The sequence below is a fragment of the Pseudonocardia sp. EC080619-01 genome, from assembly GCF_001420995.1.
GTDB lineage: Bacteria > Actinomycetota > Actinomycetes > Mycobacteriales > Pseudonocardiaceae > Pseudonocardia.
Window position 1 is genome coordinate 2,828,825 of record NZ_CP012184.1, and the last position, 26,205, is coordinate 2,855,029.

Here is a 26,205-nt window from a genome sequence, read left to right on the forward strand (position 1 = left end):
CCGGGACGGACGTCACGGCATCCGGCGCCCGGTCACGAACCGGCGGCGGAGGAACCCTCGTCGGGTGAGCCGCCGTCGGCGGTGGCGACCCGGCGCAGCAGCGTGCGCAGCACGGACTGCTCCTCGCCGGAGAGCGGCGCGAGGATCCGCGCCTCCGCCTCCCGCAGCGCGGCCTCGGTGTCGCACAGGCGGGCCCGCCCGGCGTCGGTGAGCACGACGCGTCGTGCGCGGCGGTCGGCCGGGTCGGGACGGCGCTCGACGAGGCCGGCCTCCTGGATCTCGTCGAGCAGGTAGGTCATCACCGTGCGGTCGACGCCGAGCTTGCGGGCCAGCGCGAGCTGGGTGGACGGACCGTCACCGGCCGCCGTGGCGAGCACCTGGAAGCCACGCTGCCCGCCGGGGAGGTCCCCGATCACGCACTGCACCGCCGTGGCGTGGTCGCGGGCCACCCGTCCCAGTGCCCAGGCCAGGTCGCACTCCACGCCCTGCGGAGCCGGGATCTGCGGAGTGGACACGGTCACAGGATACGCGCTTGCCAATGCGTTCTGTCGTGCAGATACTCTGTTCAACAGAACATATTTACGAGAGATCATCACCGGAGGTCGCCATGTCCCTGCTCCGACTCGACTCGAGCATCCGTACCGAGAACTCGGTGAGCCGCGAGATCACCGACGTCGTCGAGCGCGCCTACCGCGAGGCGCGGCCGGAGGCCACGGTCGTCCGCCGCGACCTGGGCGTGCAGCCGGTGTCGTCCGACCTCTGGAACACCGGGGTCGCCGTCGGCGCCGTAGCCGACTCCGAGCGGACCCCCGAACAGCAGGCGGCGGTCCGGGAGACGGAGCGACTCGCCGACGAGGCGATCGCCGCGGACGCCCTGGTGATCGGGTCCCCGCTGTACAACTTCAACGTCGCCGCCCATCTCAAGACCTGGGTGGACACGATCGTCACCGACGCCCGCTTCGCCCCCGGCGCGACGCCGCTGGCCGGGAAGCCCGTCGTGCTGGTCGTCTCCCGGGGCGGCGGCTACGGCCCGGGCACCCCGCGCGAGGGATGGGACCACGGCACCGGATGGCTCGTCCGCATGTTCGGCGACGTCTGGGGTGGCGACGTCAGCGTGATCGAGGCCGAGCTGACCCTCGCCGACGTCGTGCCGGCGATGAGCGAGCTGCGCCCGCTCGCCGCGGAGAACCGCGACCGCGCTCGAGCGGAGGCGCAGGCCGCGGGAGCGCGGTGCGCGGGTGCGGTCGCGGTGGGGTGAACCGGGGCCCGGCGGCGATCCTCAGGAGGTCGCCCCCGAGGGGACGGGGGTGTGCCGCTCGCGCTCGTCGACCACGCGCCGGGCCTTGAAGGTCGTCTCGGGCAGGGCACCGGGCTCCAGCAGCCGCACCGGCACCCTGATGTTCACCGCGAGCCGCAGGGCGTTCTCGACCCGCCGGGCCAGCGCGTCCCGCGCCGCGGCGGCGTCCGCCGCTGGCAGGGCGGTGAGGGCCGCCGCGGTGTGGTGCGAGAGCTCGGTGTGGACGCTGATCTCGTCGAGCGCATCGGGCCGGGTCACCCGGATCTGGAACTCGGGGCCGAGCTCGTCCACCGTGCGCAGCGCGGTCTCGACGGCCGAGGGGAAGATGTTGGCCCCGCGGACGACGAGCATGTCGTCGAGCCGCCCGAGGACGCCCTCCGGCATGCGCGGGTAGGTGCGTCCGCACGGGCACGGGCCGTCGTCCAGGTAGGTCTCGTCGCCCGGCGCGAAGCGGATCATGGGCTGGGACTCGCGCCAGAGGTGGGTGTAGACGACCGCGCCCCGGTCCTCGACCGGCAGCGCCGTGTGCGGGTCGTCCGTCCCGACCACCTCCACGTGCACCTCGTCGGAGATCAGGTGGGTGCCCGTGCCTGCGGTGCACCCGACGCTGGTCTGGAAGGGGTACATCTCCGACGTGGAGCCCGCGTCGACCACGGTGGCGCCCCAGCCCTGCTCGATGATCCGGCGTGTCCCGGGCAGGGAGCCCCCGGGCTCGCCGCCCACCAGCAGGGTGCGGACGGAGCCCGACGCGAGGTCGATGCCCATCCGCTCGGCCACCGAGAGCAGATGGATGCAGTAGGAGGGCGTGGCGGTGAACACCGTCGAGCCGAGCCGGGTGATCAGTTCGAGGTGCCGCTCCGAGTCGGTGACGCCGAGCGGGAAGACCGTCGCGCCGATCCGTTCGAGGCCCTGCAGGACACCCCAGCCACCGAAGAACAGGCCGAACGGGAACCCGACCTGGGCGATGTCGTCCGGGCGGATGCCGGCACACCACTGGGCCATGGCGTGCACGTCGGCGGCACGGTCCCAGTCGCCGTGGGAGACGGCGTACAGGGTGGGCGTGCCCGAGGTCCCCGACGAGCCGTGGATCCGGGCCAGCCCGCTCGACCCGTCCGCACCGGTGAAGTCCCGGGTGTAGCTGCCGAACGGCGGATGCTCGGCCTGGTCGGCGACCAGCATCTTCTTGGTGATCACCGGGACCTTCGCGGTGAAGTCCTCGAGCGAGCGCACCTCGTCGGGGTGGAAACCGTGGGCGTCGTAGTGCCGTCGGTAGAACGGCAGCTGCTCGTAGGCGTAGTGCAGCTGGTGCCGGAGCCGGTCGAGGACCACCGTGTCCCGGTCACGGGGGTCGCGGGTCTCGCGTTCCTGGTCCCAGTAGCGCGGGAAGCCGCGTCCGTCCCGGTCGGCCGCACGCGGCCCGGCGGCGGTGCTCATGCGGGTCCTCTCGTCACGTGTCGTCGGTGGTCCTCGGACCGCAGAGCCGGTCCGGGGCCGGCGGACGTCCGCTGCGGCCCCGGACCGGAGATCAGCCGGCGCTGCCCTTGGTGTTCCAGCCGCCGTCGACCGGGAGGACCTCGCCGGTGCAGAAGCTCGCGTCGTCGGACAGCAGGAACGCGGCCGCGGCAGCGATGTCCGCAGGCGTGCCCAGACGCGGGATGAGGTGGGCGGAGACGAAGTTCTCCCGCATGCTGTCGGTGATGCCGGCGAGGATCGGTGTGTCGATCGTGCCCGGGCAGATGCAGTTCACCCGGATCCCGCGCGGGCTGAACTCCATCGCGACCTGCTGGGTGAGGCTCACGACCCCGCCCTTCGCCGCGGAGTAGGCGGCGAGGTTCTCCAGCCCCTTCAACGCCGCCATCGAGGCGATGTTGAGCACGGCACCGCCACCGTCCGCCAGCATCCGCGGGATCACGGCCTGCATCCCGAGCCAGACGCCCTTGAGGTCGGTGTCGACGACGTGGTCCCAGCCGGCCTCGTCGAGATCGACCACGTTGTCCGGGCCGAGGGTGTTGGTGACGCCCGCGACGTTCCCGAGGGCGTGCACGCCGCCGAAGCCGCCGACCGCCTCGTCGACGAGGCGCTTCCAGTCCCCGGGCTTCCGCACGTCCATCACGACGTGGGCGGCCTTCCCGCCGCCGTCGACGATCTCCCGGGCCGTCGTGTCGTCGTCCTGCAGGTCGCCGATCACCACGGCGGCGCCCTCGGACGCCAGCCGCAGCGCGATGCCGCGGCCGATGCCCTGCACACCACCGGTGACGACGGCGACCTTGCCGTCGAACCTGTTCATGCTCACTCCGATGTCGATGGGAAGTCGGGGGTCCGGTGCCGGACGGGTCAGGCCTTGCCGAGCGCGACGTCCGCGAGCTTCGCGCGGCGCGCGAGGTTCTCCCGCGGGGTGAACTGCGGCGTGACGTAGCGGGCGAAGAGCTCCAGCGACCGGTTCCACTTGTCCGTGGTCACCCAGTCCCGGGTGTTGATCAGGAAGGTGCCGAAGCCGCCGGTCTGCTCCTCGAGCTCCTTGATCTGGCGGGTGCAGTCCTCGGGGCTGCCGATGATCCAGGGGATCTCCTCGACCATCCACTCGAAGGTGAGGTCGGCGTCGTCCATGCCCTCGCCCTTCTTCATGAGCGCACCGAGGCCGAGACCCAGCAGGTACTCGTAGGAGCGCCGGACCCCCTCCCGGATCTCGTTCATCGCCTGGTTCTTGCTGTCCGACACGTAGACCTCGCGGCTGACCCGCCAGTTCTGCCGCGCGACGGCCGGGTCGAGGCCGGCCTCCTCGGCCGCACCGGTGAGCGCCGCACCGTGGGCGAGCAGGTCGGGCGCGTCGGTGTAACCGCGGTTGTCGGTCGGTGCGAAGTAGACCGACAGGGCTTTCCAGCCCTTCCCACCGCAGCGCGCGTAGTTGTGCGTCCCCGTCAGGCCGGCGATCGCGAACGGCGGGACGTCCTGGTACGGACCGACCTGCAGCTGCCGGTTCTCGTACTTCCAGTAGACGCCCTCGTAGCTCACCGGGTCCTCGGAGGTGAGCAGCTGCCAGATGATCTCCAGGGCCTCGGTGGTGCGGGGGGCGGCCTCCGAGCGCTCCAGCCCGAAGAGGGCCTGGTCGGTGGGCAGCCCGCCGCCGCCGAAGCCGTACTCGAGGCGGCCATGGGTGAGGTGGTCGAGGAACGCCATCCGCTCGGCCACCTGGAACGGGTCCTGGTACGGCAGGTTGATCACCCCGGTGCCCAGGCGGATCCGGCTGGTCACGGCGGACGCCTTGGCGATCATGTACTCGGGGACCGGCACGTTCTCGTAGCCGCCGGTGTGGTGCTCACCGATCCAGTACTCGGAGAACCCGAGCTTCTCGGCCAGGACGATGTCGTCGATGTCCCGGTCGTAGGACAGCGTCCAGTTCTCGTTCGGGGGGTGCTCGGGCATCGTGAACAAGCCGAACCGCATCGGTCGGACCTCCTGGCCGCAGTCGTCCGGCGCCCGGCACCCATCGTTGCCAAACGCGGGGTCGTTTTATGTGTGGCAAACAGTGACCTGCTTCACCCCGGGGTGTCAAGGTCCTTCCGGACCAGTGCAGATGGACCGGGCATTTTCGTGCGGATCACGCATCGGGGCTCGATTGATAACCGACCCAGAGTTTGTTTACATGGAGGCACTTCGACTCAGGGGAGTTCACGTGTCACACGTCGACGCCGTCGATCCCCGCCCCCACGCCCGGCTCGACGCCGGCGGTACGTGGCGGCTCCACGGCCTGCGCTGCCCCCGCTGCGGCGCAGTGTCCGCCTACGCGTGGCCGCGCTGTCCCGGCTGCGCCGGCCCGGCCGAGCCCGCCGCGTTCGGCCCCGGGGGAACCGTGTGGAGCAGCACCGTCGTGCGCATCCCGGTCCCCGGCCGGACGCCGCCCTTCGCCCTCGCCTACGTCGACCTCGACGACGGACCGCGGATCCTCGCCCACGTGCCCGGCCCGGCCGCCCCGCCCGTCGGCGGCCGGGCCCGGCTCGTCGCCCCGACCGGGTCCGGTGACCTGGCGGTCGAGCCGGACGCCGCGTCGTGAGCCGGGTCGCGGTCCACGGCGTCGGGACGTCGCACTTCGGCCGCCGGCCCGACCGGGACCTCGTCGGTCTCGCCCACGACGCCGTACGCGAGGCCCTCGCCGACGCCGCGGTCGACGCCGTCGACGCCGTCTGGGTCGGCACGGTCTTCGGCCCACCCGGCGTCGCCCAGCGGACGCTGCGTGCCCTGGGGATCACCGGCGTCCCGGTGATCACGGTCGAGAACGCGTGCGCGAGCGGGACCACCGCCTTCGCCGAGGCGCACGAGGCCGTCCGCACCGGACGGTACGGCCGGGTGCTGGCGCTCGGGATCGAACAGATGAGCACCGCCTTCTCCGGTGCGATCACCCCCGAGCCCACGGATCCCGAGCAGAGGTCCGGGCTGGCGCTGCCGACGTTGTACGCGATGAGCGCCGCGCGCTACCTCCACCTCGGCGCCGTCACCCCCGCCCAGCTGGCCGCCGTCTCGGTGAAGAACCACGCGCACGCGTTGCACAACCCGCGCGCCCAGTACGCGGGGAGCTACACCGTGGACGAGGTCCTCGGATCGACGATGATCTCCGACCCGCTGACCCTCCTGCAGTGCTGCCCGACGTCCGACGGCGCGGCCGCGGCCGTCCTCGCACCGGCGTCGGGAGGCGACCGCGAGGTCGTCGTGCGCGGTGTCGCCCTGCGCAGCGGGGCACCGTGGAACGAGACGTCGCCCCACGTGTGGGGATACGACATCGTCCGGGACACCGCTGCCGACGCGCTGGCCGCTGCGGGCCTGGACACCGTCGTCGACGTCGACGTCGTCGAGGTGCACGACGCGTTCACCATCGGCGAGATCGTCACCACCGAGGCGCTCGGCCTGGTGGCGGAGGGCGAGGGTGGCAAGGTCGCCGAGGCCGGGGTGACCGCGCTGGGTGGCCGGCACCCGGTCAACCCGTCGGGCGGGCTGCTCTCCCGCGGGCACCCGCTCGGTGCGACCGGGCTCGCCCAGGTCGCCGAGATCGTCTGGCAGCTGCGGGGGGAGGCGGGCGGCCGTCAGGTCGGCTCCGCCCGGATCGGCCTGGTCGAGACCATGGGCGGCGGGGTGTCCGTCCTGGACGGGAACGCCTGCGTCGTCGCCGTACTGGAGGGGCCGTGAGTACTTCCCGTGTCGACGTCAGCGGGATCGATCTGCTCGGCCCGGAAGCCGTCGCGGACCCGTACCCCGTCCTCGCCGCCCTGCGCGAGCACGACCCGGTGCACTGGAGCGGGAGATACCGGTCGTGGTTCGTCACCCGGTTCGACGACGTCTCGGCGGCACTGCGGGACGTCCGGTTCTCGTCGGACCGGATCGCCCCGTACCGGCGGGCCAAGCTCGACGGCCCGGACGCCGATCCCGGGCTCCGGTCGGCCTTCGGCGTCCTCGAGGAGTGGATGGTCTTCAAGGATCCGCCGGACCACACCCGGCTCCGCAGGCTGCTCAGCCGGGGGTTCACCCCGCGGGCGGTCGACCGGCTCCGGCCACGGATCGAGGAGCTCGCCGACGAGCTGCTCGGCACGGCGACGGCGGACGGGTCCGGGACCGTCGACCTCGTCCGGGACTACGCCTACCCCCTGACCGCCTCGGTGATCGCCGAGATGCTCGGCGTCCCCCGGCAGGACCAGGACCGCTTCAAGCACTGGTCCGACCAGATCACCGGACTGGTCTTCGGCGGGATGGGCGACGCCGGACGGCACGCCAGTGGCGCGTCCGGCATGGCCGAGCTGACCGGGTACCTGTCCGACCTGGTGGCCGCGCACGAGCGCGAGCCCGCCGACGACCTGCTGTCCGCACTGATCGCCGCGCGGGACGAGCACGACTCGCTGAGCCACGACGAGGTCATCGCGACCGGTGTGCTGCTGCTCTTCGCCGGCCACGAGACGACCACGAACCTCATCGCCAGCGGCGTGCTCGCGCTGCTCCGGCACCCCGGGCAGCGGGCCCTCCTCGACGCGGACCCGACGCTCCTGAACGGTGCCGTGGAGGAGGTGCTCCGGTTCGACGGCCCCGCCAAGACCGTCGCCCGGGTCATGGCCGAGGACGTGGAACTGCGCGGGCGCACCCTCCGCCGAGGCCAGCGGGTGTTCCTCAGCCCGTCGGCGGCCAACCGCGACCCCGAGGTGTTCGACGACCCCGACACCTTCGACATCACCCGCCGCCAGGGCCGCCAGCTGGGCTTCGGCGTCGGGCTGCACTACTGCCTGGGCGGCCCGCTCGCGCGGCTGGAGGCGGCCGTCGCCATCCCGCGCGCGCTCGCTGCGCTGCGGAGTCCGGAGGTCGACGAGGAGCAGCTGCGCTGGGCCCCCGTCCTCCTGTCCCGCGGCATGGAGCACTTCCCCGTCCGTGTCGACCCGGCAGGAGGCCCGGGCGGGCATGGGACACGATGAGCGGGTGACGGAGCCGGCAGAGGTGGTACCCGGCGGTTTCCGGCTCGACGGCGAGGTCGCGATCGTGACCGGTGCGTCGTCGGGGCTCGGCGCCCATTTCGCCCGGGTCCTGGCCGCCGCCGGGGCCGGCGTCGTGATCGGTGCACGGCGGCCGGCGGAGCTGGACGCGGTCCGGTCCTCGATCGTCGACGCCGGGGGCAGGTGCGTCGCGGTCACCACCGACGTCGCCGACCCCGAGCAGTGCCAGGCGCTCGTCGACGCCGCGGTCGACCGGCTGGGACGGGTCGACGTCCTGGTCAACAACGCCGGGACCGGCTACGGCGCACGCGCCGAGCGGGACGATCCCCGCCGGGCCGCGGCCCTGCTGGAGGTCAACCTGCTCGGCGCGTACCAGATGGCCGCCGCCGCGGGCCGCGCGATGATCGCGGCCGGGCGGGGCGGCTCGATCGTCAACATCTCCTCGGCACTGGGCCTCACCGCCGGGACCGTCCCGCAGGCCGCCTACTCGGCGTCCAAGGCGGGGTTGACCGGACTGACCCGCGACCTCGCGGCCCAGTGGTCGGGCCGGCACGGCATCCGGGTCAACACGCTCGCCCCCGGGTACGTCGACTCCGAGATGACCGCGCCCCTGATCGAGCACGAGGAGGGACTGGCCGCGGCGGTCGGACGGATCCCGCTGGGCCGCCTCGGTACCCGGGAGGAGCTCACCGGTCCCCTGCTCCTGCTGGTGTCCCGGGCCGGCTCCTACGTCACCGGCGCCACACTGTGCGTCGACGGCGGCTGGACGATGCACTGATGCCCGGCCGTCGCGAACGCGGGACCTGGGAGGACTGACCGATGCCACGACCGAGCCGCTGGCCCGACCTCGTGCACGCCGCCGGTGAGGAGTTCCGGGAGCGCGGTTACGACAACGCCACCCTGGAGAGCATCGGCGCCCGTGTCGGGATCCTCAAGGGCAGCGTCTACAACTACGTGAGCAGCAAGGAGGAGCTGCTGCTCGCCGTCGTGGAACAGCCGGCCCAGGCCCTGCTCGCCGAGCTCGACCGCCTGCGTGCGGACACCGGCAGCAGCGTCGCCATGCGACTGCGCGAGCTGGTCCGCACCCAGATCCGGATCTTCGCCGACTACTACCCGGCCGCGTTCGTCTACCTGCAGCACGTCGGCAGGTTCCGGTCCCCGACCTTCGCCCGGTTCGACGACATGGACCGCCGGTACATCGCCGCGGTCGAGTCGCTGCTCGCCGAGGGCGCCCGGAACGGGGAGTTCTCGCTCGCCGGCGATCCCGCCGTGGCGGCCCGGGCGATCGTCGGGATGCTGGACTGGATGCAGCACTGGTTCACGCCACACGGCGAGGAGGCGGACTCGCAGCTGGCCGACCAGATCTTCGCGCTCGCGCTCGGCGGACTGGTCGCCGCGGGCGGGATCCACGGTCTGGCGAAGGGGACCCCGTACGCCGCGCGGACGGTGCCGACGGGGAGCTGACCGGGCGGAAGGTGTCTCCCGTCGAGCGTCGTTCATCGCCCCGGACATCTCGTCCTCTTCGGGAATGGATGGCCGCACACAACGCCGCATCATGACGGTCCTCCTGCTGGTCATCGGCCTCGAGCTCCTGGGGGACGCGCTCGCCGGCCCGGCGTCAGGGTCCAGCTGAACCAGGTCCGGCGCGGGTCGATGGCCGCACGGTCACCGTCCGAAGGTCACCCGTCCCGGAGGAGGCGCCCGGATCCAGCTCGATGCGAGCGTCGGTGGATGACAACCACGTCGAGGTCCGCAACGCCGTCGATCGCCCAGCAGCAGGAGGATCTGCGGGGCCGCCTCCCCTTCGACGACACGCAGGACTTCGACGACGCCGAACGGGGACTGATCGCCTCGATCGATCAGCCGGTCGTCGGCGAGGACGGCACGGTCCTGTGGGACAACTCGACCTACTCCTTCCTCAGCGGCGACGCTCCGGACAGCGTGAACCCGAGCCTGTGGCGCCAGTCCCAGCTCTCCGCGATCGGAGGCCTCTTCGAGGTCGTCGAGGGGATCTACCAGGTGCGCGGCATGGACCTGTCGAACACGACGTTCGTCGAGGGCGACCAGGGCGTCGTCGTCATCGACACCCTGCTGTCGAAGGAGACCGGCGCCGCGGCGCTGGAGCTGTACCGGCTCCATCGCGGAGACCGGCCGATCAAGGCGGTCGTCTACACCCACTCGCACGCCGACCACTTCGGCGGGGTGAAGGGATTCGTCACCGAGGAGGACGTGGATGCGGGAGCAGTGCGGATCCTCGCTCCCGACGGTTTCACCGAGGAGGCGGTCGCGGAGAACGTCTACGCCGGAACGGCGATGGCCCGTAGAGCGGGATACATGTACGGCGCCGCACTCGCCCGCAGCCCGGAGGGCCAGGTCGGTGCCGGCCTCGGGCAGACGGTGTCCGTCGGCACCGTCACCCTGATACCGCCGACCGACATCATCACCACGACCGGTCACGAGGAGACCGTCGACGGGGTGCGGATGATCTTCCAGATGGCGCCGGGCACCGAGGCACCGGCCGAGATGCTGGTGTACCTGCCCGACTTCAAGGCACTCTGCGCGGCCGAGGACGCGACGCACAACCTGCACAACCTGCTGACCCTGCGCGGCGCCGTCGTGCGCGACCCGCACGCCTGGGCCCGCTACCTCACCGAGTCGATCGACCTGTTCGGCGGTGACGCCGAGGTCGTGTTCGCCTCCCACCACTGGCCGACCTGGGGAGCCGACCGGGTCGTCGAGTTCCTGTCCACCCAGCGCGACCTCTACGCCTACCTCCACGACCAGACCCTGCGCATGCTCAACCAGGGACTGGTCGGCCCGGAGATCGCCGAGGAGATCGTCCTGCCTCCCGCACTCGAGAACGCCTGGAACGCCCGCGGCTACTACGGCTCCGTCAGCCACAACGTCAAGGCCATCTACCAGCGCTACCTGGGCTGGTTCGACGGCAACCCCGCCCACCTCTGGGAACACCCACCGGTCGAGAAGGCCAGGCGCTACGTCGACTTCATGGGCGGCGCCGACACCGTCGTCGACAGAGCACGCGCCGCCTACGACACCGGCGACTACCGGTGGGTCGCCGAGGTGGTCAACCATGTCGTGTTCGCCGAGCCGGAGCACCCGGACGCGCGCGAACTACTCGCCGACACCTACGAGCAACTCGGATACGGCTCGGAGAACGGCACCTGGCGCACCTTCTACCTGTCCGGGGCCACCGAACTGCGCGACGGCAGATTCGGCACACCGACCGAGACCAGCGCCCCCGACGTCATCGGTCAGCTCACCCCGCCGATGCTGTTCGACGCCCTCGCCATCCAGGTCGACGGACCCAGCGCGTGGGACGAGAAACTGAGCCTCGATGTCGTGCTCACCGACATCGACGAGCGCTACCGGCTCACGCTCGCGAACGGTGTGCTGACCTACAGTTCCCGGCCACAGAAGGGCGACGCCGACGCCGTGCTCACGGCAGACCGACGTGCGCTCCCGGCACTCGCGGGCGGCGGCCTGAGCGCGGAGGGGCTCGCCGCAGCCGGCCTCACCCTGACCGGGGACCCGACCGTCATCACCCGCCTGGCCCGCGTCCTCGACCCGGGCGACACGAACTTCGCCATCGTCACCCCGGACTGATCCGCATACATCCATCCTGCGGTCGGAATGCCACGGCCATGGGATCCCTCGAGACGATCCACTGACGACGTCCTGCGATGAGCGTCAGCGCCATCACCGGTCGTAGAGATCCGCGACAGGTCGCAACTGCGCCGGTCAGCGGTGGTGGAGACGAGGGGAATCGAACCCCTAACCCCCGCCTTGCAAAGGCGGTGCTCTGCCAATTGAGCTACGTCCCCGGGTGGGTGCCGTTCACGGTACCCGGACGGACTCAGCGGGTGGTGGCCTCGTGCCAGAGATCATCGGACCCGACGCCCCGGAGCCGGGACCAGCCGACGTACGCGGCGCCGGCCACCACGGCCAGGGCGAGCAACTTCTTCATCGACGGGCCTCTCACGAGAGCTTCGGAGGGGAGAAGGTGTGGGCCTAGCTGGATTTGAACCAGCGACCTCATCGTTATCAGCGATGCGCTCTAACCAACTGAGCTATAGGCCCTTGCAACGTCGAGAAGACTACCCCACGGGTTCGAGCGGGTTACGCCGGGGGCCCGCCCGAGCCCGTGCGGAGCGGTCTCCGTCAGTCACGCTCCGACAGCGTCACCTCGATGCCACCGACCAGGTCGGCGGCGACGTTGTAGACGAACGCCACGATCGTGATGGCGACGGCGAACAGCAGGCTGTTCACGGCCCCGACGACGGCGGCGAGGCCGAACACCCGGCCGGCGCTGATGAGCGCACCGCCCGTCTCCGGCTGGGCGGTGACCAGGTCGGCGTAGGTGCCGTTCAGCCGGTCCCAGACGCCCATGCCGCCGAGCACCCCGTAGAGCACCCCGGCCGCGACCATCCACACCAGCCACAGCACGACGGCCAGCGCCAGCGCCATCTTGAGCACCGACCAGGGGTCGAGCCGCTTCAGCTGGAGCAGCGCCTGCCGGGGCGGCCGGTTGCGCACCGACGCCCTGGGGACGTCGGAGCCCGGCGCCTGCTGCTCCGGGTCGCGGACCGCGGTGGCGGTACCGCCGCCCTCGGCGGCGGACGGGCCGGGTGCGGCGAGGAACGCGGTCGGGGCCTCGCTCAGCAGCGAGTCGGCCACGGTCCCCCGGTCCGCGTCGCGGGCACCGTCCTGTGCGTCGGGCACCCGCCGCCACGGGGGCGGGGACGTGCCTGCCTGGTCGGCCACCGGCTCCTCCGGCTCGGGCTCGGCGGCCCGGGGGGTGGGGCTCGGCGGGACGTCCGGGGAGGACGCGGTCGTCGACGCGTCGTGGTCCGCATCGGTGGCGACGGTGCGGCCCTCGCCCTCCGACGGGGTGCGGTCGTCGGTGCTCACGAGCTGGAGCTCTCCTCGCTGGTCGTCGCTGCGGTCGTGCGGACGATCCGGGCCGGCGGGTGCCACGGGCGGCCGGTCGCGTGGACCGGCCGCCCGCGACGACCTACGCCTGCTGGCCCGGGTCCTCCTCGGTCTCCTCCGCGTTGCGGGCGACCGCCAGCAGCGTGGAGCTCTCGCCCAGGTTCATCAGGCGCACTCCCTTCGTCTGCCGGCCGGCCTTCCGCACCTCGCGGGCCGAGGTCCGGATGACCCCGCCGGTGGAGGTGATCGCGTACAGCTCGTCGTCGATGCCGACGATGAGCGCACCGACCAGCGTGCCACGCCGACGGTCGTACTGGAGGGTCAACACTCCCTTCCCGCCGCGGCCCTGCACCGGGTAGTCCTCGATCGGGGTGCGCTTCGCGTACCCACCGGTGGTGGCGACGAGCAGGTAGGTGTCGGGCCGGATCACGCCGAGCGCGAGCAGCTTGTCGCCGCTGTTGAACCGCATGCCGAGCACACCGGAGGTGGCCCGGCCCATCGGGCGCAGCGCGTCGTCGGTCGCGGTGAAGCGGATCGACTGGCCCTCGGCCGAGACGAGCAGCAGGTCGTCGTCACCCGAGCAGAGGACGGCGCCGACCAGCTCGTCGTCGTCGCGCAGGTTGATGCCGATCAGGCCACCGGTGCGGTTGGAGTCGAAGTCCGTCAGCCGCGACTTCTTCACCAGACCGTTCCGCGTCGCGAGGACGAGATACGGCCGCGCCTGGTAGTCCTTGATCTGCATCACCTGGGCGATCTCCTCGTCCGGCTGCAGTGCCAGGAGGTTCGCCAGGTGCTGACCGCGGGCCGTGCGGTTCGCCTCGGGCAGCTCGTAGGCCTTCAGCCGGTAGACCCGCCCGCGGTTGGTGAAGAACAGCATCCAGTCGTGCGTGGAGCACACGAAGAAGTGGTTGACGATGTCGTCCTGCTTCAGCTGCGCGCCCTGCACACCCTTCCCGCCGCGCTTCTGCGCCCGGTACAGGTCGGTCTTCGTGCGCTTCGCGTAGCCGGTGCGGGTGATCGTGACGACGACGTCCTCGACGGCGATGAGGTCCTCGTCGGTGACGTCGCCGTCGTAGCCAACGATCCGCGTGCGCCGGTCGTCGCCGTGCTGCTCGACGATCTCGGCGAGCTCGTCACGGACGATCTCCCGCTGGCGCTCGGGGCGGGCCAGGATGTCCTCGTAGTCGGCGATCTCGCGCTCGATCTCGGCGAGCTCGTCGACGATCTTCTGGCGCTCCAGCGCGGCGAGGCGCCGCAGCTGCATGTCCAGGATCGCCTGGGCCTGGATCTCGTCGACGGTGAGCAGGTCGATCAGGCCGGCCCGGGCGACGTCGACCGTCGCGGAGGCCCGGATCAGGGCGATGACCTCGTCGAGGGCGTCGAGCGCCTTGACCAGTCCACGCAGGATGTGGGCCCGCTCCTCGGCCTTGCGCAGCCGGTAGCGGGTCCGCCGGACGATGACCTCGATCTGGTGCCGCACGTAGTGCCGCACGATCTGGTCGAGGCGCAGCGTGCGGGGCACGCCGTCGACGATCGACAGCATGTTCGCGCCGAAGCTGTGCTGCAGCTGCGTGTGCTTGTACAGGTTGTTCAGCACGACCTTGGCGACCGCGTCCCGCTTCAGCGTGACCACGATCCGCATGCCGATGCGGTCGCTGGACTCGTCGACGATCTCCGAGATGCCGGCGATCTTGCCGTCGCGCACCATCGTCGCGATCGACTCGATGAGGTTGTCCGGGTTGACCATGTAGGGCAGCTCGGTGACCACCAGCGTGGTCCGGCCCTTGGCGTCGTCCTCGACCTCGACGACGGCGCGCATCCGGATCGAGCCGCGGCCGGTCCGGTACGCCGACTCGATGCCGTCGCGCCCGACGATCAGGCCGTGGGTCGGGAAGTCCGGGCCCTTGATGCGCTCCATGAGCGCCTCGAGCAGCTCGTCGTCGGTGGCGTCCGGGTTCTCCAGGCACCACGCGACGCCGGCGCCGACCTCGCGCAGGTTGTGCGGCGGGATGTTGGTCGCCATGCCGACCGCGATGCCGGAGCTGCCGTTGATCAGCAGGTTCGGCACCCGCGACGGCAGGACGACCGGTTCCTGGGTCTTGCCGTCGTAGTTGTCGAGGAAGTCGACGGTCTCTTCCTCGATGTCCTGCAGCATCGCCATTGCCAGCGGCGAGAGCCGGCACTCGGTGTACCGCATGGCGGCGGCCGGGTCGTTGCCGCGCGAGCCGAAGTTGCCCTGCCCGGTGATCAGCGGGTAGCGCATCGACCAGGGCTGGGCCAGCCGCACGAGGGCGTCGTAGATCGCCGAGTCGCCGTGCGGGTGGTAGTTGCCCATGACGTCGCCGACGACGCGGGCGCACTTCACGAAGGAGCGGTCCGGCCGGAAGCCGTTCTCCCCCATCGAGTAGAGGACGCGGCGGTGGACCGGCTTGAGACCGTCCTCCACCAGCGGCAGCGCGCGCCCGACGATCACGCTCATCGCGTAGTCGATGTAGGAGCGCTGCATCTCCTGCTGGATGTCGACCGGTTCGACCCGGCCCCCACCCTCGCCGTCGCCCGCTGCGGGGGCGGCGGGGTCGATCGTGTCCGTCACGGAGTGATCCCCTCGTGGTGTTCAGACGTGCGTATGGGACAGACGTACGGACGGATCAGACGTCCAGGAAGCGCACGTCCTTGGCGTTGCGGGTGATGAACGACCGGCGGGACTCGACGTCCTCGCCCATGAGCACCGAGAACAGCTCGTCCGCGGTGGCGGCGTCGTCCAGGCTCACCTGCAGCAGCAGCCGGTTCGTCGGGTCCATCGTGGTCTCCCACAGCTCCTTGGCGTCCATCTCGCCGAGACCCTTGTAGCGCTGCACGCCCTGGTCCTTGGGGAGCTTCTTGCCCGCCGCGCGGCCGGCCTCGATCAGGCCGTCCCGCTCGCGGTCGGAGTAGGCGTACTCCGGCTCGGCGCCGCGGCCGCCCCACTTGAGCTTGTAGAGCGGCGGCTGGGCCAGGAACACGTGCCCGTTCTCGATCAGCGGGCGCATGAACCGGAAGAGCAGCGTGAGCAGCAGTGTCCGGATGTGCTGGCCGTCGACGTCGGCGTCCGCCATCAGCACCAGCTTGTGGTACCGCAGCTTGGAGAGGTCGAAGTCGTCGTGGATGCCGGTGCCCATCGCGGTGATGATCGACTGGACCTCGGTGTTCTTGAGGACGCGGTCGATCCGGGCCTTCTCGACGTTGATGATCTTGCCGCGGATCGGCAGGATCGCCTGGTGCATCGAGTCGCGGCCGGCCTTCGCCGAGCCGCCCGCCGAGTCGCCCTCCACGATGTAGAGCTCGCAGCTCTCCGGGTCGCGGGACCGGCAGTCGGACAGCTTGCCCGGCAGACCGCCGATGTCGCCTGCGCTCTTGCGACGGACCAGCTCGCGGGCGCGGCGCGCGGCGAGGCGGGCCTGGGCCGAGGAGACCGCCTTGTTGACGATCGTCTTGGCCTCGTTGGGGTTGCGCTCGAACCAGTCCGCGAGCCACTCGTTGGACACCCGCTGCACGAACGACTTGACCTCGGTGTTGCCCAGCTTGGTCTTGGTCTGGCCCTCGAACTGCGGCTCGGAGATCTTGACCGAGACGATCGCGGCGAGCCCCTCGCGGATGTCGTCCCCGGACAGCGCCGGGTCCTTCTCCTTGATCAGCTTCTTGTCGCGGGCGTACCGGTTGACGGTCGCGGTCAGCGCGTGGCGGAAGCCCTCCTCGTGGGTGCCGCCCTCGTGCGTGTTGATCGTGTTCGCGAACGTGTAGACGGACTCGGAGTAGCCGGAGTTCCACTGCATCGCGACCTCGACCTGGTGGCCGGGGCCCTCGCCGGTGTAGGCGACGATCTTGCGGTGGATCGGGTCCTTGGACTTGTTCAGGTGCGCGACGAAGTCCTCCAGCCCGTTCGGGTAGTGGAAGACGTACTCCTTGGGCTTCGCGACGTAACCCTCGGCGTCCGGCTCCTCGTCGACGTCGACGACCGGAGCGGTCTCGACCGGGTTGCCGTCCTCGTCGACCGCGTCGGAGGAGGGGACGCCGGTCGCGGGGGTCTCGGGGCGGCGCTCGTCGCGCAGGACCATGGTGAGGCCCTTGTTCAGGAACGTCTGCTCCTGGAGCCGGCGCCGGATCGTCTCCAGCGTGTAGCTGGTCGTCTCGAAGATCGTCGGGTCGGCCCAGTAGGTGATCGTGGTGCCGGTGTCGGACTTCTTCGTGGTGCCGGCCTCGACGAGCTCGCCGGGCTTGGCGTGGTCGTAGCGCTGCTTCCAGATCTTGCCGTCGACCCGGACCTCGACCTCGAGCGCCGTCGACAGGGCGTTCACGACCGAGACGCCGACACCGTGCAGACCACCGGAGACCGCGTAGGACTTGTCGTCGAACTTGCCGCCGGCGTGCAGGCTGGTGAGGACGACCTCGAGGGTCGGCTTCTTCTCCACCGGGTGCATCTCGACCGGGATGCCGCGGCCGTCGTCCTCGACGCGGACGCCGCCGTCGGGCTGCAGGGTCACGACGACCTTCGTGGCGTGACCGGCCATGGCCTCGTCGACCGAGTTGTCCACCACCTCCCAGATCAGGTGGTGCAGGCCCCGTTCACCGGTGGAGCCGATGTACATGCCGGGCCGCTTGCGGACCGCCTCCAGCCCCTTGAGGACCGTGATGGACGACGCGCCGTAGGCGTTCTTCGCTGCCTTGTCCTGAGCCACGAGTAGCTGGTTCTCCTCGCCACGTGAACCGGCCACGGGCGGGCACGTCGCGACGACGCGGACGACCGTGGATCCGGTTCCACCTACCGGGCGCTCTGGTCATGTCAGGGGAGCCACCCGGGAACACCTTTCCATCCTACCCGCAGGCAGCCCCGGAAAGGCGGTCAGGACCCGCCCAGAACCGCCACAGACGGGCGAACGGCTTCCGGTGCGGGATCGGACGTGCCCGGGCGGGGCCGAGCGGTCCGGCGGCCGTGTCATCCCGCGCTCACCGGCGGCGAGAGCCCTGCGGCTCCCGGTCCACGGCTCCTCACCCGTAACGGGCCCTCCCGGCCGGGTACGACGGCGTGACGCGTCCGTACCGCTCCCGGGTCGGCCGGTGACCGCGCCGCGGACTCAGCCGTAGGTGTCGCGCGGTCCGCGGCCGCGGACGTGCCGCGGACCGTGCCGCCAGCTCGGCCCGCTCGGGCCCACCACCCGGATCCGGCGGACCACGTCCGGCCCGACCGCCGCCGCGAGCCGGGTGAGCAGTTGCCGCTGCAACGTCCGCAGCTGGGTGGCCCAGGCCGTCGACTCGGCCTGCAGGGTCAGCTCGCCGTCGCGCAGCGACACCGGGGTGCAGTGGTCGGCGACGTCCGACCCGACCAGCTGCGACCAGCGCCCGAGCACGGTGGCGTCGGTGAGGCGGGACGACCAGCCGCGGTCCATCGACACCCGGGACACCACGCGGCCGAACGGCTGCGGGTCACGGTCGTCCGGGCCCGATCCCGACCAGCGGCGGCGCCGGCCCTTCCCGGAGACGACCCGCAGCTTGGGGCGCGCCTCGTCGGCCCGCTCCTCCGCCTTCCGCGCGGAGGTCTCACGGGCCGCGCGCAGGGCGTCGCGGGCCAGGTCCGCGCCGCGCAGTCCGGCGCGCTCACCGGCGAGCAGGTCCCCCTGTTCACCCGGGACGCCGCCACCTGTGACCGGGCCGTGACCCGACTCGCCGGACTCTCCATCCCCAGGGCGGGCGCCGTCGGGACGGGCCGCACGGGCCGTTGTCCGGCGGTTCCCCGTCCCCCGACGCCGTCGCTCCCCCGGCCCGCCGGAGTTATCCACAGAATCCACAGGCTTGTCCCCAGTTCGCCGTGATGTGGCCGAGATCTGCACCGTGCCCTCGCGGACGGCCGGTCATCGAGCCTCCCCGACCGGCTCCGTGCCCTCGCGGACGACACTCCGGTCACCGACGGCGAACCGGACCCCGTCCAACTCGGGGGGCACGTCCTCCCCGACCGCGGCGGTCACCAGCACCTGCTCCGCCTCCGCGACCAACCCGGCCAGCGCCCGCCGGCGAGCGGAGTCGAGCTCGGCGAAGACGTCGTCGAGCACCAGGACCGGCTCCACGTCGTCCACCTGCAACAGCCGGTACGACGCCAGCCGCAGCGCCAGCGCGAACGCCCACGACTCGCCGTGGCTCGCGTAGCCCTTCGCCGGGCCGTCGCCCAGTGCCAGGTCCAGCTCGTCGCGGTGCGGGCCGACCAGGCAGACGCCGCGCTCGATCTCCTGCGTCCGGACCTCGGCGAGCCGCTCCAGCAGCAACGCCTCCAGCTCCTCCGCCGGGGCGGGCAGCTCGGCCACCCCGCCCGGCCCCAGGCTGGACCGGTAGTCCAGGCCGATCGGGTCCGACGACGGCGCGATCTGTGCGAACGCCTCCCGCGCGTACGGGGCGAGTGCGACGACGAGCTCACGACGGCCGGCCAGCAGCGCCGCTCCGGCCCGGGCCAGGTGCCCGTCCCACACCTCGAGGGTCGTGAGGTCGTCCGGGACGTCCGGGTCCGCCGGCGCGGGCCGCGCGCGCCCGCGCGGGCCGCGCAGGGCGGGCTTCGCCGACTTCAGCAGGGCGGAGCGCTGGCGGAGGACCTTCTCGTAGTCGGAGCGGACCCCGGCGTAGCGCGGGAAGCGGGCGACGAGGAGCTCGTCGAGGAACCGTCGTCGTTCCGAGGGGTCGCCGCGCACCAGCGCGAGGTCCTCCGGGGCGAACAGCACGCTCCGCAGGATCCCCAGGACGTCCCGGGGCCGGGACACCGGCGAGCGGTTCACCCGGGCCCGGTTCTGCTTCCCCGAGTTGATCTCCAGTTCGACGCCGAGCTTCCGGCCGTGGTGGTGGACCTCGCCGCGCAGCACCGCCTGTTCCGCGCCGCGCCGGATCAGCGGGGTGTCCGACGAGACCCGGTGCGAGCCGAGGCTCGCCAGGTAGCCGATCCCCTCGACGAGGTTGGTCTTGCCGACGCCGTTCGATCCGACCAGCACGGTGACACCGGGGTCGAGCTCGAGCTCGGCCTCCGGCCACGACCGGAAGTCGGTGACCGCGAACCGCCTGAGGTACACCGCGTGGTCAGCCCCCCTGGGTCGAGCCGGAACCGGAGCTCGGACCCGCCTTGTCACCGGGGGCGCCGGCCGGGCCGGACTCCTTGACCGCGTGACCGCCGAACTGCTGGCGCAGCGCCGCGACCGCCTTCATCGCCGGCGACTCGTCCTGCCGGGAGGAGAACCGCGCGAACAGCGCCGCCGAGATGACCGGCAGCGGGACGGCGTGCGCGATGGCCTCCTCGATCGTCCACCGGCCCTCGCCGGAGTCGTCCACCCAGCCCTCGAGCTCGGCGAGCTCCGGGTCCTCCTTGAGCGCGTCGACCAGCAGGTCCAGCAACCACGAGCGGACCACGGTGCCGCGCGACCACGCCTGGACCACGCCGGGCACGTCGGTGATCAGCTCGCTGGCCTGCATGAGCTCGAAGCCCTCGGCGTACGCCTGCATCAGGCCGTACTCGATGCCGTTGTGGACCATCTTCGCGAAGTGGCCCGCCCCGACCGGGCCGGCGTGCGCGAAGCCCTCCTCGCGCAGCCCCTCGGGCCGGAGCGCGTCGAAGATCGGCATCGCGCGCTCGATGTGCGCGGGCTCCCCGCCCGCCATCAGGCCGTAGCCGTTGTCCTTGCCCCAGATCCCGCCGGAGACGCCGCAGTCGACGTAGCCGATGCCGTGCGCCTCGAGGAGCTCGGCGTTCGGCTTGTCGTCGGTGTAGCGGGAGTTGCCGCCGTCGATCACCAGGTCGCCGGAGGCGAGCGTGGTGGCGAGCGTGGCGACGGTGTTCCGGGTCGGCTCGCCGGACGGGACCATCACCCACACGACCCGCGGCGCCTCGAGCGCCCCGGCCAGTTCCTGCAGCGACGCCACGTCGCTCACCTCGGGCCGGGGGTCGAACCCGACCACCTCGTGCCCGGCGGCGCGCAGCCGCTCACGCATGTTGCCGCCCATCCGGCCCAGGCCGATCAGACCGATCTGCACTGCGATGCCCCCTTGTGTCACGCGCCGCCGGCCCGCCGCGTCGCGGGGGTCTGGCGGCCCTCGTCGATCACGCCGGGGGCGAGTCTTCCCCTCCGGCGCCGCGCTCGCCCGGCGGGGTCGCCGATCCGGGGACGCCGCTCACGGCGGCCCTGCCCGGCGGGACCCGGTCAGCCGGGCAGGCGGACCGGCATCAGCAGGTGCAGGTACCCGGACTTCTCGGGCGACGGCGCCTCGCCGTCGTCGGTGGCGGGCTTGGGCACCGGCCGGACGAGTGCCGGACGGTTCGGCGTCGTGAAGGTCAGCTGTGCCCGGTCGGTGTGCAGGGCACCGAGCGCGTCGAGCAGGTAGCCCGGGTTGAACGCGATGGTCAGCGGGTTCCCGTCCAGCGCGCAGGGGAGCTCCTCCTCCGCGGACCCGACGTCGTCGCCGCCCGCGGCCAGGCGCAGGCCGTCCTCGCCGAACTCCATCCGGATCTGGGCGACCCGGTCCGCGACCAGCGACACGCGCTTGATCGCCTCGACGAGCATCGCGACGTCCAGCTCGACCGCGGTCGTGTGCTCGGCCGGGATCAGCTGGCGGAACCGCGGGAACTCGGCGTCGAGCAGGCGGCTGGTCGAGCGGCGGCCACCGCCGGTCAGCCCGAGCATCCCGTCGCCGGCCGACAGCGCGACGTCGACCGTCCCGGAACCGGCGAGCGTCTTGGCGACCTCGGCGAGGGTCTTCGCCGGGATGAGCACCGCGGTCGAGATCGACGCGTCCTCCGGGGACCACTCGAGCTCGCGGACGGCCAGTCGGAACCGGTCGGTCGCGGCGAGCGTCAGCTGCGATCCCTCGATCTCCAGCCGGATGCCGGTCAGCATCGGCAGCGTGTCGTCGCGACCGGAGGCCACCGCGACCTGTGCGACGGCGGCAGCCAGCGCGTCTGCGGCGACCGAGCCCGCCTTCTGCGGCATGTCGGGCAGCTGCGGATAGTCCTCGACCGGCATGGTCGGCAGGCTGAACCGGCTGTTCCCGCAGTTGATCGTGGCGCGCGCCCCGTCGACCACCAGGTCGACCGGCTTCGACGGCAGCGCCCGGGTGATGTCCGCGAGCAGGCGGCCCGAGACCAGCATCCGGCCCGGCTCACCGACGGTCGCGTCCAGCTCGACCCGGGCCGAGGTCTCGTAGTCGAAGCCGGAGACGGTCAGCTTCTCGCCGGCCGTCTCGTCGGAACCGTCGGACTGGATCAGGACCCCGCCGAGCACGGGCACCGGAGGGCGCGCCGGAAGGCTGCGGGCCACCCAGGCGGCCGCGTCCGCGAGGACGTCGCGTTCGACCCGGAACTTCATCAAGGACCTTCCCCGGTAGCGCCGCGACCACGGCCGGTGGGCCGGGCCGTCGACGGGACGGCGGTGCTGCGGCGGACGGACCCCTCCCCCGTCGCCCTGCCGGACGGTGCCGCCCGGAGCGGGCGGCGGCCGAACGGCCGGTGCGGGATCGGGACCCGGGGTTCGCCGGGACGCTCACGGTAGAGCCTCGCCCCGACAGTTTCCACGCCACCCCGGCACTCGGGGACGGCGGAGCGACGTCCGGTCCGCGACGGGGTGTGCCCGGATCGTGAGCCCCCTTCGTGTCCCTTCCACACAGGTGTTTTGGGGAAGAAGTTCTAGAGAGAGAAAACCCGTAGTAGAGATAGGTCCTGTGCACAGTGTGGATGGGCCGCATCGGTGCTGGTCAGCAGGCCGCGTCGACTGGGGACGTGCCCGTGGGGGCTTCCGTTGACAGCTCGCGCCGGCGGTGGACGGACGGCGTCGACCCCCATCCGTCCCCGATTCATCCCGGGTTCACCACAGGGTTGTCCACCGATCCCGGGCCATCCGTCCACGGGCTCGGCGCGGTCCATCCACAGAGTTGTCCCCAGATGTGGGTGGAAACGTGGTGGATCGTGGACCGTGGGTGATGGCCGTCGCACGCCTCGCAGCACTCCTGCGTTGCGCGATGAACCCACATACGCCTCATCCGTTACCGCGATCTCCACGGAGAGTCACTGCCCCTACGTCGATGACGATCACCTGCCGGAGTGACGGAGCGCCGAACGCCCATTACCGGACGACGAACGGGAACCGTGGGAGCGACACGCAGGTGACGCCACGCCGGACCCGATCGGGATCGACTCGACCGGCCTCGGGGTCGGGTCGGCCGCCGCGACGGCGGTGTGGCGCGGGTACCCGATCATCCCGGACGGCTCCTCGTAACGCCGGAGAACGGATCTCAGGGCTGTTGTCCGTGTGGGTGCGGCGGAATCGGTACCGGTGCGAGCCGTGATCGGCCCGGCAGGGCCGTGATGATCACCCCGGGCCCTGTGGAGACGGGGCCGCGCCTGTGCAGGAACGGCTGCCCGACGCGGCCGTCCCGTCGGCGACGCGCGTCGTGCCGCCAGAGCACGACGCGCGGAACGGTCGGCTCGCCCACCGCGCTCGCCGCCGCGTGCCGGATGCGCTCGTGCCGCCCCTCCCGTGCCGGCCCCCTGTGCCGGCCCCCTGTGCCGGACCCGCCGTGCCGGACCCGCCGTGCCGGACCCGCCGTGCCGGACCCGCCGTGCCGGACCCGCCGTGCCGGCCCCCTGTGCCGGACCCCTGTGCCGGACCCGCCGTGCCGGACCCGCCGTGCCGGACCCGCCGTGCCGGACCCGCCGTGCCGGACCCGCCGTGCCGGACCCGCCGTGCCGGACCCGCCGTGCCGGACCCGCCGTGCCGGACCCGCCGTGCCGGACCCGCCGTGCCGGACCCGCCGTGCCGGACCCGCCGTGCCGGACCCGCCGTGCCGGACCCGCCGTGGCGGATCCCCCGTGGCGGATCCCCCGTGCCGAACCCGCAGGCGCTGCGGAGGGTTCGTGCCGCAGAGGGCCGCGCTGCACCTGCCCGCGCCGGTTCGGAACCCGGCGCACCCGTTCGCGGCCTGACGCACCCCACGCGTGGGGTGCGCGGGCCAGTACCGGGGTGCGTGGACTGGTACCGGGGTGCGTGACCGGCACCGGGGAGGCCCACGACACCTCGACCGGACCGGGTGTGTCGGCGGAGCGGAGCGCGGCGACGCGGGGGAAAGCCGGGTCGGTGCCGGGTCAGTGCCGGGCGCGCAGCTTGATCCGCGCGGTCAGCTCCTGCACCTGTTCGAAGGTCTTCCGCCGGAGCGAGATCTCGTTGCGGATCTTCTTGTCGGCGTGCATGACGGTCGTGTGGTCCCGGCCGCCGAACGTCTGCCCGATCCGCGGGAGGGAGAGGTCGGTCAGCTCGCGGCAGAGGTACATCGCGATCTGGCGGGCCTGGGCGAGCGCCTTCGTCTTCCCGGGACCGGAGAGGTCGTCGAGCGTGACGCCGAAGAACTCGGCGGTGACAGCCATGATCGTCGGCGCGGTGATCTCGGATGCGGCGGAGTCGGGGATGAGGTCGCGCAGCACGATCTCGGCGAGCTGGGTGTCGACGGCCTGCCGGTTCAGCGACGCGAACGCCGTGACCCGGATCAGCGCACCCTCGAGCTCGCGGATGTTCCGCTCGATCCGCTCCGCGATGAACTCCAGCACCTCACCGGGCACGGCGAGCCGGTCCTGCGCGGCCTTCTTCCGGAGGATCGCGATCCGGGTCTCCAGCTCGGGCGGCTGGATGTCGGTGATCAGCCCCCACTCGAAGCGCGTGCGCATCCGGTCCTCGAGCGTCTCGAGGCGCTTCGGCGGCCGGTCGGAGGAGACGACGATCTGCTTGTTCGCGTTGTGGAGGGTGTTGAAGGTGTGGAAGAACTCCTCCTGCGTCCCCTCCTTGCCCTCCAGGAACTGGATGTCGTCGACCAGCAGGACGTCGACGTCGCGGTACCGGCGCTGGAAGGCGACCTTGCGGTCGTCCCGCAGGGAGTTGATGAAGTCGTTCGTGAACTCCTCGGTACTGACGTACCGGACGCGCATCCCGGGGAACAGCCGCTGGGCGTAGTGCCCGACGGCGTGCAGCAGGTGGGTCTTGCCCAGTCCGGACTCGCCCCAGATGAACAGCGGGTTGTACGCCCGCGCCGGCGCCTCGGACACCGCGACAGCGGCGGCGTGGCTGAACCGGTTCGACGCCCCGATCACGAAGGTGTCGAAGGTGTAGCGCTCGTTGAGCCGGGTCTGCGACCGCGGCGCGACCGGGTCGCCGGCCTGCGGCGCGGTGTAGGCGGGCCAGGAGGTCCCGCCGCCGTCGCGCGAGCCGCTGTCCGCCGACGGCGGCTGCGGTGCCCATCCCCCGGACGACACGGTCGTCTCGGACGGGTAGGCCCGGCTCCGGCCGGTGTCGGCGGCCGGGAGGTCGTCCGCGGCGGTGCCGGGCCCGTCGTCCCCGGTGCCGGTCGCCGGCTCGGTCCCGTCGTCGAGGGCGACGGTCCCGGAGGTGTCGTCGGAGCCCTCGGACAGCGCTGCGGAGGCCGCGGCCTCGGGTGTGCCGGTGTCCCGCGCGCTGTCGCCGGCGGTGACACCGCGCGGCAGGCCGAACCCGGGCGGGTCGGGCACCTCGGTGCCGCCGGAGGCGGCAGAGGCGTCGACGACGACGGCCAGGTTGACGCTCACCCCGAGATGGCGGCCCAACGCGTCGCTGATCGGCCGGCGGAGGATGCGCTCGATGGCGTCCTTGGCGAACTCGCTCGGGGCGGCCAGCAGTGCGGTGCCGTCCAGGAGCCCCAGCGGGCGGGTGAGTCGGAGGAACGCGCGTTGCTGCGGGGAGAGTGCGGGAGTGCCCGAATCGGCCGACGAGCCCGACAGATCGGCGATGACCCGGTTCCAGACCGCGCCGAGATCGCCCGGCTGGTCGGTCATCCGCGGTTCCCCCTCCCGCTCGTCCCCGTCGGTGTGCTGCTCCCCCTGTAGTAGCGGTTCGACCGCCACTCGGAGGCGTCCACTGCTACCCAGGGTTGCTGCATCCCCAGAGTTGTCCACACTTGTGCGTAAAGGTACGCAGGAGGCGTCGCCCGGCTCGCAACGGGGCGGCCGGTCCGGCGTCGTGTGTGGTCTCGGTCGAGCTACGGGCAGTCGTTACCGCCCGCCGGTGGCGGGTGGGGCGGCGACGCTAGCAGCAGCCGCCGGACGGGCGTCCCGCCGGGCGGCCGGGGGCGCCCGGGGGTGGATTGACCCTCCGGAAACGCGCTGCGTACCCTTGACGACTGGACACTGGTCGGGAAGGGCGTGTCGCGCCCGTCCGCCACGACCATCGCCATCGCGCGATGGCCGGAACGACGACCGGTGCCCCACGAACCCGAGCCAGACCGCAGAGAACATCGGCGTCGCAGGGCGCCTGCGAGCCGCCGACCAGGAGAGCCGACCGTGAGCAAGCGTACTTTCCAGCCGAACAACCGCCGCCGTGCCAAGACGCACGGTTTCCGGCTTCGCATGCGCACCCGCGCCGGCCGGGCGATCCTCGCCGCGCGCCGCCGCAAGGGGCGCAACGCCGTCTCGGCCTGACC

Annotated in this window: 21 protein-coding genes and 2 tRNA genes; 8 read left to right on the forward strand and 15 right to left on the reverse strand. The window is 72.1% G+C overall.

Features of this window, described 5'->3' with window-relative positions:
* Positions 1-32 precede the first annotated feature (32 nt).
* Complete coding sequence (locus tag AD017_RS13290; RefSeq protein ID WP_227012739.1) at positions 33-515, reverse strand: MarR family winged helix-turn-helix transcriptional regulator; 483 nt, start codon at positions 513-515, stop codon at positions 33-35.
* Between the two features lie 92 nt (positions 516-607).
* On the opposite strand from AD017_RS13290, the gene AD017_RS13295 reads away from it, so the two are divergent.
* Positions 608-1,258 carry an FMN-dependent NADH-azoreductase gene (locus AD017_RS13295; RefSeq protein WP_060574416.1) on the forward strand — a complete coding sequence of 217 codons (651 nt, stop codon included), beginning with the start codon at positions 608-610 and terminating at the stop codon, positions 1,256-1,258.
* Between the two features lie 21 nt (positions 1,259-1,279).
* On the opposite strand, the gene AD017_RS13300 is transcribed toward AD017_RS13295, so the two are convergent.
* The 3 genes from AD017_RS13300 to AD017_RS13310 form a co-directional block, all read right to left on the reverse strand.
* Positions 1,280-2,731: a phenylacetate--CoA ligase family protein gene (locus AD017_RS13300; protein WP_060574417.1), complete on the reverse strand. Its 1,452-nt coding sequence runs from the start codon at positions 2,729-2,731 to the stop codon at positions 1,280-1,282.
* A 91-nt stretch (positions 2,732-2,822) separates the two neighbouring features.
* Positions 2,823-3,584: an SDR family NAD(P)-dependent oxidoreductase gene (locus AD017_RS13305; RefSeq protein ID WP_202796378.1), complete on the reverse strand. Its 762-nt coding sequence runs from the start codon at positions 3,582-3,584 to the stop codon at positions 2,823-2,825.
* Between the two features lie 47 nt (positions 3,585-3,631).
* On the reverse strand, positions 3,632-4,741 hold the full coding sequence (locus tag AD017_RS13310) for an LLM class flavin-dependent oxidoreductase (RefSeq protein ID WP_010230594.1): 1,110 nt from the start codon (positions 4,739-4,741) through the stop codon (positions 3,632-3,634).
* Positions 4,742-4,970: 229 nt separating this feature from the next.
* On the opposite strand from AD017_RS13310, the gene AD017_RS13315 reads away from it, so the two are divergent.
* The 6 genes from AD017_RS13315 to AD017_RS13340 all read left to right on the forward strand — a co-directional run bounded on the left by AD017_RS13315 (position 4,971) and on the right by AD017_RS13340 (position 11,385).
* Positions 4,971-5,348 carry a Zn-ribbon domain-containing OB-fold protein gene (locus AD017_RS13315; RefSeq protein WP_227012740.1) on the forward strand — a complete coding sequence of 126 codons (378 nt, stop codon included), beginning with the start codon at positions 4,971-4,973 and terminating at the stop codon, positions 5,346-5,348.
* Positions 5,345-6,475 carry a thiolase family protein gene (locus tag AD017_RS13320; protein ID WP_060574419.1) on the forward strand — a complete coding sequence of 377 codons (1,131 nt, stop codon included), beginning with the start codon at positions 5,345-5,347 and terminating at the stop codon, positions 6,473-6,475. The genes AD017_RS13315 and AD017_RS13320 overlap by 4 nt, the downstream gene beginning before the upstream one ends.
* Positions 6,472-7,743: a cytochrome P450 gene (locus AD017_RS13325; protein ID WP_060574420.1), complete on the forward strand. Its 1,272-nt coding sequence runs from the start codon at positions 6,472-6,474 to the stop codon at positions 7,741-7,743. Before AD017_RS13320 ends, AD017_RS13325 begins: the two co-directional genes overlap by 4 nt.
* On the forward strand, positions 7,730-8,539 hold the full coding sequence (locus AD017_RS13330; RefSeq protein ID WP_060576382.1) for an SDR family NAD(P)-dependent oxidoreductase: 810 nt from the start codon (positions 7,730-7,732) through the stop codon (positions 8,537-8,539). Before AD017_RS13325 ends, AD017_RS13330 begins: the two co-directional genes overlap by 14 nt.
* Before the next feature lie 41 nt (positions 8,540-8,580).
* On the forward strand, positions 8,581-9,225 hold the full coding sequence (locus tag AD017_RS13335) for a TetR/AcrR family transcriptional regulator (RefSeq protein ID WP_060574421.1): 645 nt from the start codon (positions 8,581-8,583) through the stop codon (positions 9,223-9,225).
* Positions 9,226-9,492: 267 nt separating this feature from the next.
* Positions 9,493-11,385, forward strand: coding sequence for an alkyl/aryl-sulfatase (locus AD017_RS13340; protein ID WP_060574422.1), 1,893 nt, complete (start codon positions 9,493-9,495; stop codon positions 11,383-11,385).
* Between the two features lie 142 nt (positions 11,386-11,527).
* On the opposite strand, the gene AD017_RS13345 is transcribed toward AD017_RS13340, so the two are convergent.
* The 11 genes from AD017_RS13345 to dnaA all read right to left on the reverse strand — a co-directional run bounded on the left by AD017_RS13345 (position 11,528) and on the right by dnaA (position 25,561).
* Positions 11,528-11,603, reverse strand: a tRNA-Ala gene (locus tag AD017_RS13345).
* Between the two features lie 32 nt (positions 11,604-11,635).
* Positions 11,636-11,746: a DLW-39 family protein gene (locus AD017_RS36260; RefSeq protein WP_010230562.1), complete on the reverse strand. Its 111-nt coding sequence runs from the start codon at positions 11,744-11,746 to the stop codon at positions 11,636-11,638.
* 39 nt (positions 11,747-11,785) lie between these two features.
* Positions 11,786-11,859, reverse strand: a tRNA-Ile gene (locus AD017_RS13350).
* 81 nt (positions 11,860-11,940) lie between these two features.
* The gene (locus tag AD017_RS13355; RefSeq protein WP_060574423.1) at positions 11,941-12,690 is read right to left on the reverse strand and encodes a DUF3566 domain-containing protein; all 750 of its coding nucleotides are present in this window, start codon (positions 12,688-12,690) and stop codon (positions 11,941-11,943) included.
* Between the two features lie 103 nt (positions 12,691-12,793).
* Positions 12,794-15,217 (reverse strand): DNA gyrase subunit A, encoded by a 2,424-nt coding sequence (gyrA, locus tag AD017_RS13360; protein ID WP_060576383.1) that lies wholly within the window; start codon positions 15,215-15,217, stop codon positions 12,794-12,796.
* A gap of 142 nt (positions 15,218-15,359) precedes the next feature.
* Positions 15,360-17,462 carry a DNA topoisomerase (ATP-hydrolyzing) subunit B gene (gene gyrB, locus AD017_RS13365; RefSeq protein WP_369821672.1) on the reverse strand — a complete coding sequence of 701 codons (2,103 nt, stop codon included), beginning with the start codon at positions 17,460-17,462 and terminating at the stop codon, positions 15,360-15,362.
* Between the two features lie 360 nt (positions 17,463-17,822).
* Complete coding sequence (locus AD017_RS13370) at positions 17,823-18,533, reverse strand: DciA family protein (RefSeq protein ID WP_337819672.1); 711 nt, start codon at positions 18,531-18,533, stop codon at positions 17,823-17,825.
* A gap of 63 nt (positions 18,534-18,596) precedes the next feature.
* A complete protein-coding gene (gene recF, locus AD017_RS13375) occupies positions 18,597-19,793 on the reverse strand; it encodes a DNA replication/repair protein RecF (protein ID WP_060574425.1) in 1,197 nt (398 codons plus the stop codon).
* Positions 19,794-19,800: 7 nt separating this feature from the next.
* Positions 19,801-20,718, reverse strand: coding sequence for a phosphogluconate dehydrogenase (NAD(+)-dependent, decarboxylating) (gnd, locus tag AD017_RS13380; RefSeq protein WP_238592084.1), 918 nt, complete (start codon positions 20,716-20,718; stop codon positions 19,801-19,803).
* A gap of 197 nt (positions 20,719-20,915) precedes the next feature.
* Positions 20,916-22,076 (reverse strand): DNA polymerase III subunit beta, encoded by a 1,161-nt coding sequence (gene dnaN, locus AD017_RS13385; RefSeq protein ID WP_010230543.1) that lies wholly within the window; start codon positions 22,074-22,076, stop codon positions 20,916-20,918.
* Between the two features lie 1,772 nt (positions 22,077-23,848).
* Positions 23,849-25,561 (reverse strand): chromosomal replication initiator protein DnaA, encoded by a 1,713-nt coding sequence (dnaA, locus tag AD017_RS13390; RefSeq protein ID WP_029239553.1) that lies wholly within the window; start codon positions 25,559-25,561, stop codon positions 23,849-23,851.
* Positions 25,562-26,065: 504 nt separating this feature from the next.
* Between dnaA and rpmH the strand changes: the two genes are divergently transcribed.
* Positions 26,066-26,203, forward strand: a complete 138-nt coding sequence (rpmH, locus tag AD017_RS33405; RefSeq protein ID WP_029239552.1) for a 50S ribosomal protein L34 — start codon at positions 26,066-26,068, stop codon at positions 26,201-26,203.
* Positions 26,204-26,205 lie beyond the last annotated feature (2 nt).

Bases quoted from the DNA above. Each gene is read 5' to 3' on its own strand.
- AD017_RS13295 (WP_060574416.1), top strand. From the start codon at position 608: ATGTCCCTGCTCCGACTCGACTCGAGCATCCGTACCGAGAACTCGGTG.
- AD017_RS13300 (WP_060574417.1), bottom strand. From the start codon at position 2,731: ATGAGCACCGCCGCCGGGCCGCGTGCGGCCGACCGGGACGGACGCGGC.
- AD017_RS13305 (WP_202796378.1), bottom strand. From the start codon at position 3,584: ATGAACAGGTTCGACGGCAAGGTCGCCGTCGTCACCGGTGGTGTGCAG.
- AD017_RS13310 (WP_010230594.1), bottom strand. From the start codon at position 4,741: ATGCGGTTCGGCTTGTTCACGATGCCCGAGCACCCCCCGAACGAGAAC.
- AD017_RS13330 (WP_060576382.1), top strand. From the start codon at position 7,730: ATGGGACACGATGAGCGGGTGACGGAGCCGGCAGAGGTGGTACCCGGC.
- AD017_RS13335 (WP_060574421.1), top strand. From the start codon at position 8,581: ATGCCACGACCGAGCCGCTGGCCCGACCTCGTGCACGCCGCCGGTGAG.
- AD017_RS13340 (WP_060574422.1), top strand. From the start codon at position 9,493: ATGACAACCACGTCGAGGTCCGCAACGCCGTCGATCGCCCAGCAGCAG.
- AD017_RS36260 (WP_010230562.1), bottom strand. From the start codon at position 11,746: ATGAAGAAGTTGCTCGCCCTGGCCGTGGTGGCCGGCGCCGCGTACGTC.
- gyrA (WP_060576383.1), bottom strand. From the start codon at position 15,217: ATGCAGCGCTCCTACATCGACTACGCGATGAGCGTGATCGTCGGGCGC.
- gnd (WP_238592084.1), bottom strand. From the start codon at position 20,718: ATGGGCGGCAACATGCGTGAGCGGCTGCGCGCCGCCGGGCACGAGGTG.
- dnaN (WP_010230543.1), bottom strand. From the start codon at position 22,076: ATGAAGTTCCGGGTCGAACGCGACGTCCTCGCGGACGCGGCCGCCTGG.
- dnaA (WP_029239553.1), bottom strand. From the start codon at position 25,561: ATGACCGACCAGCCGGGCGATCTCGGCGCGGTCTGGAACCGGGTCATC.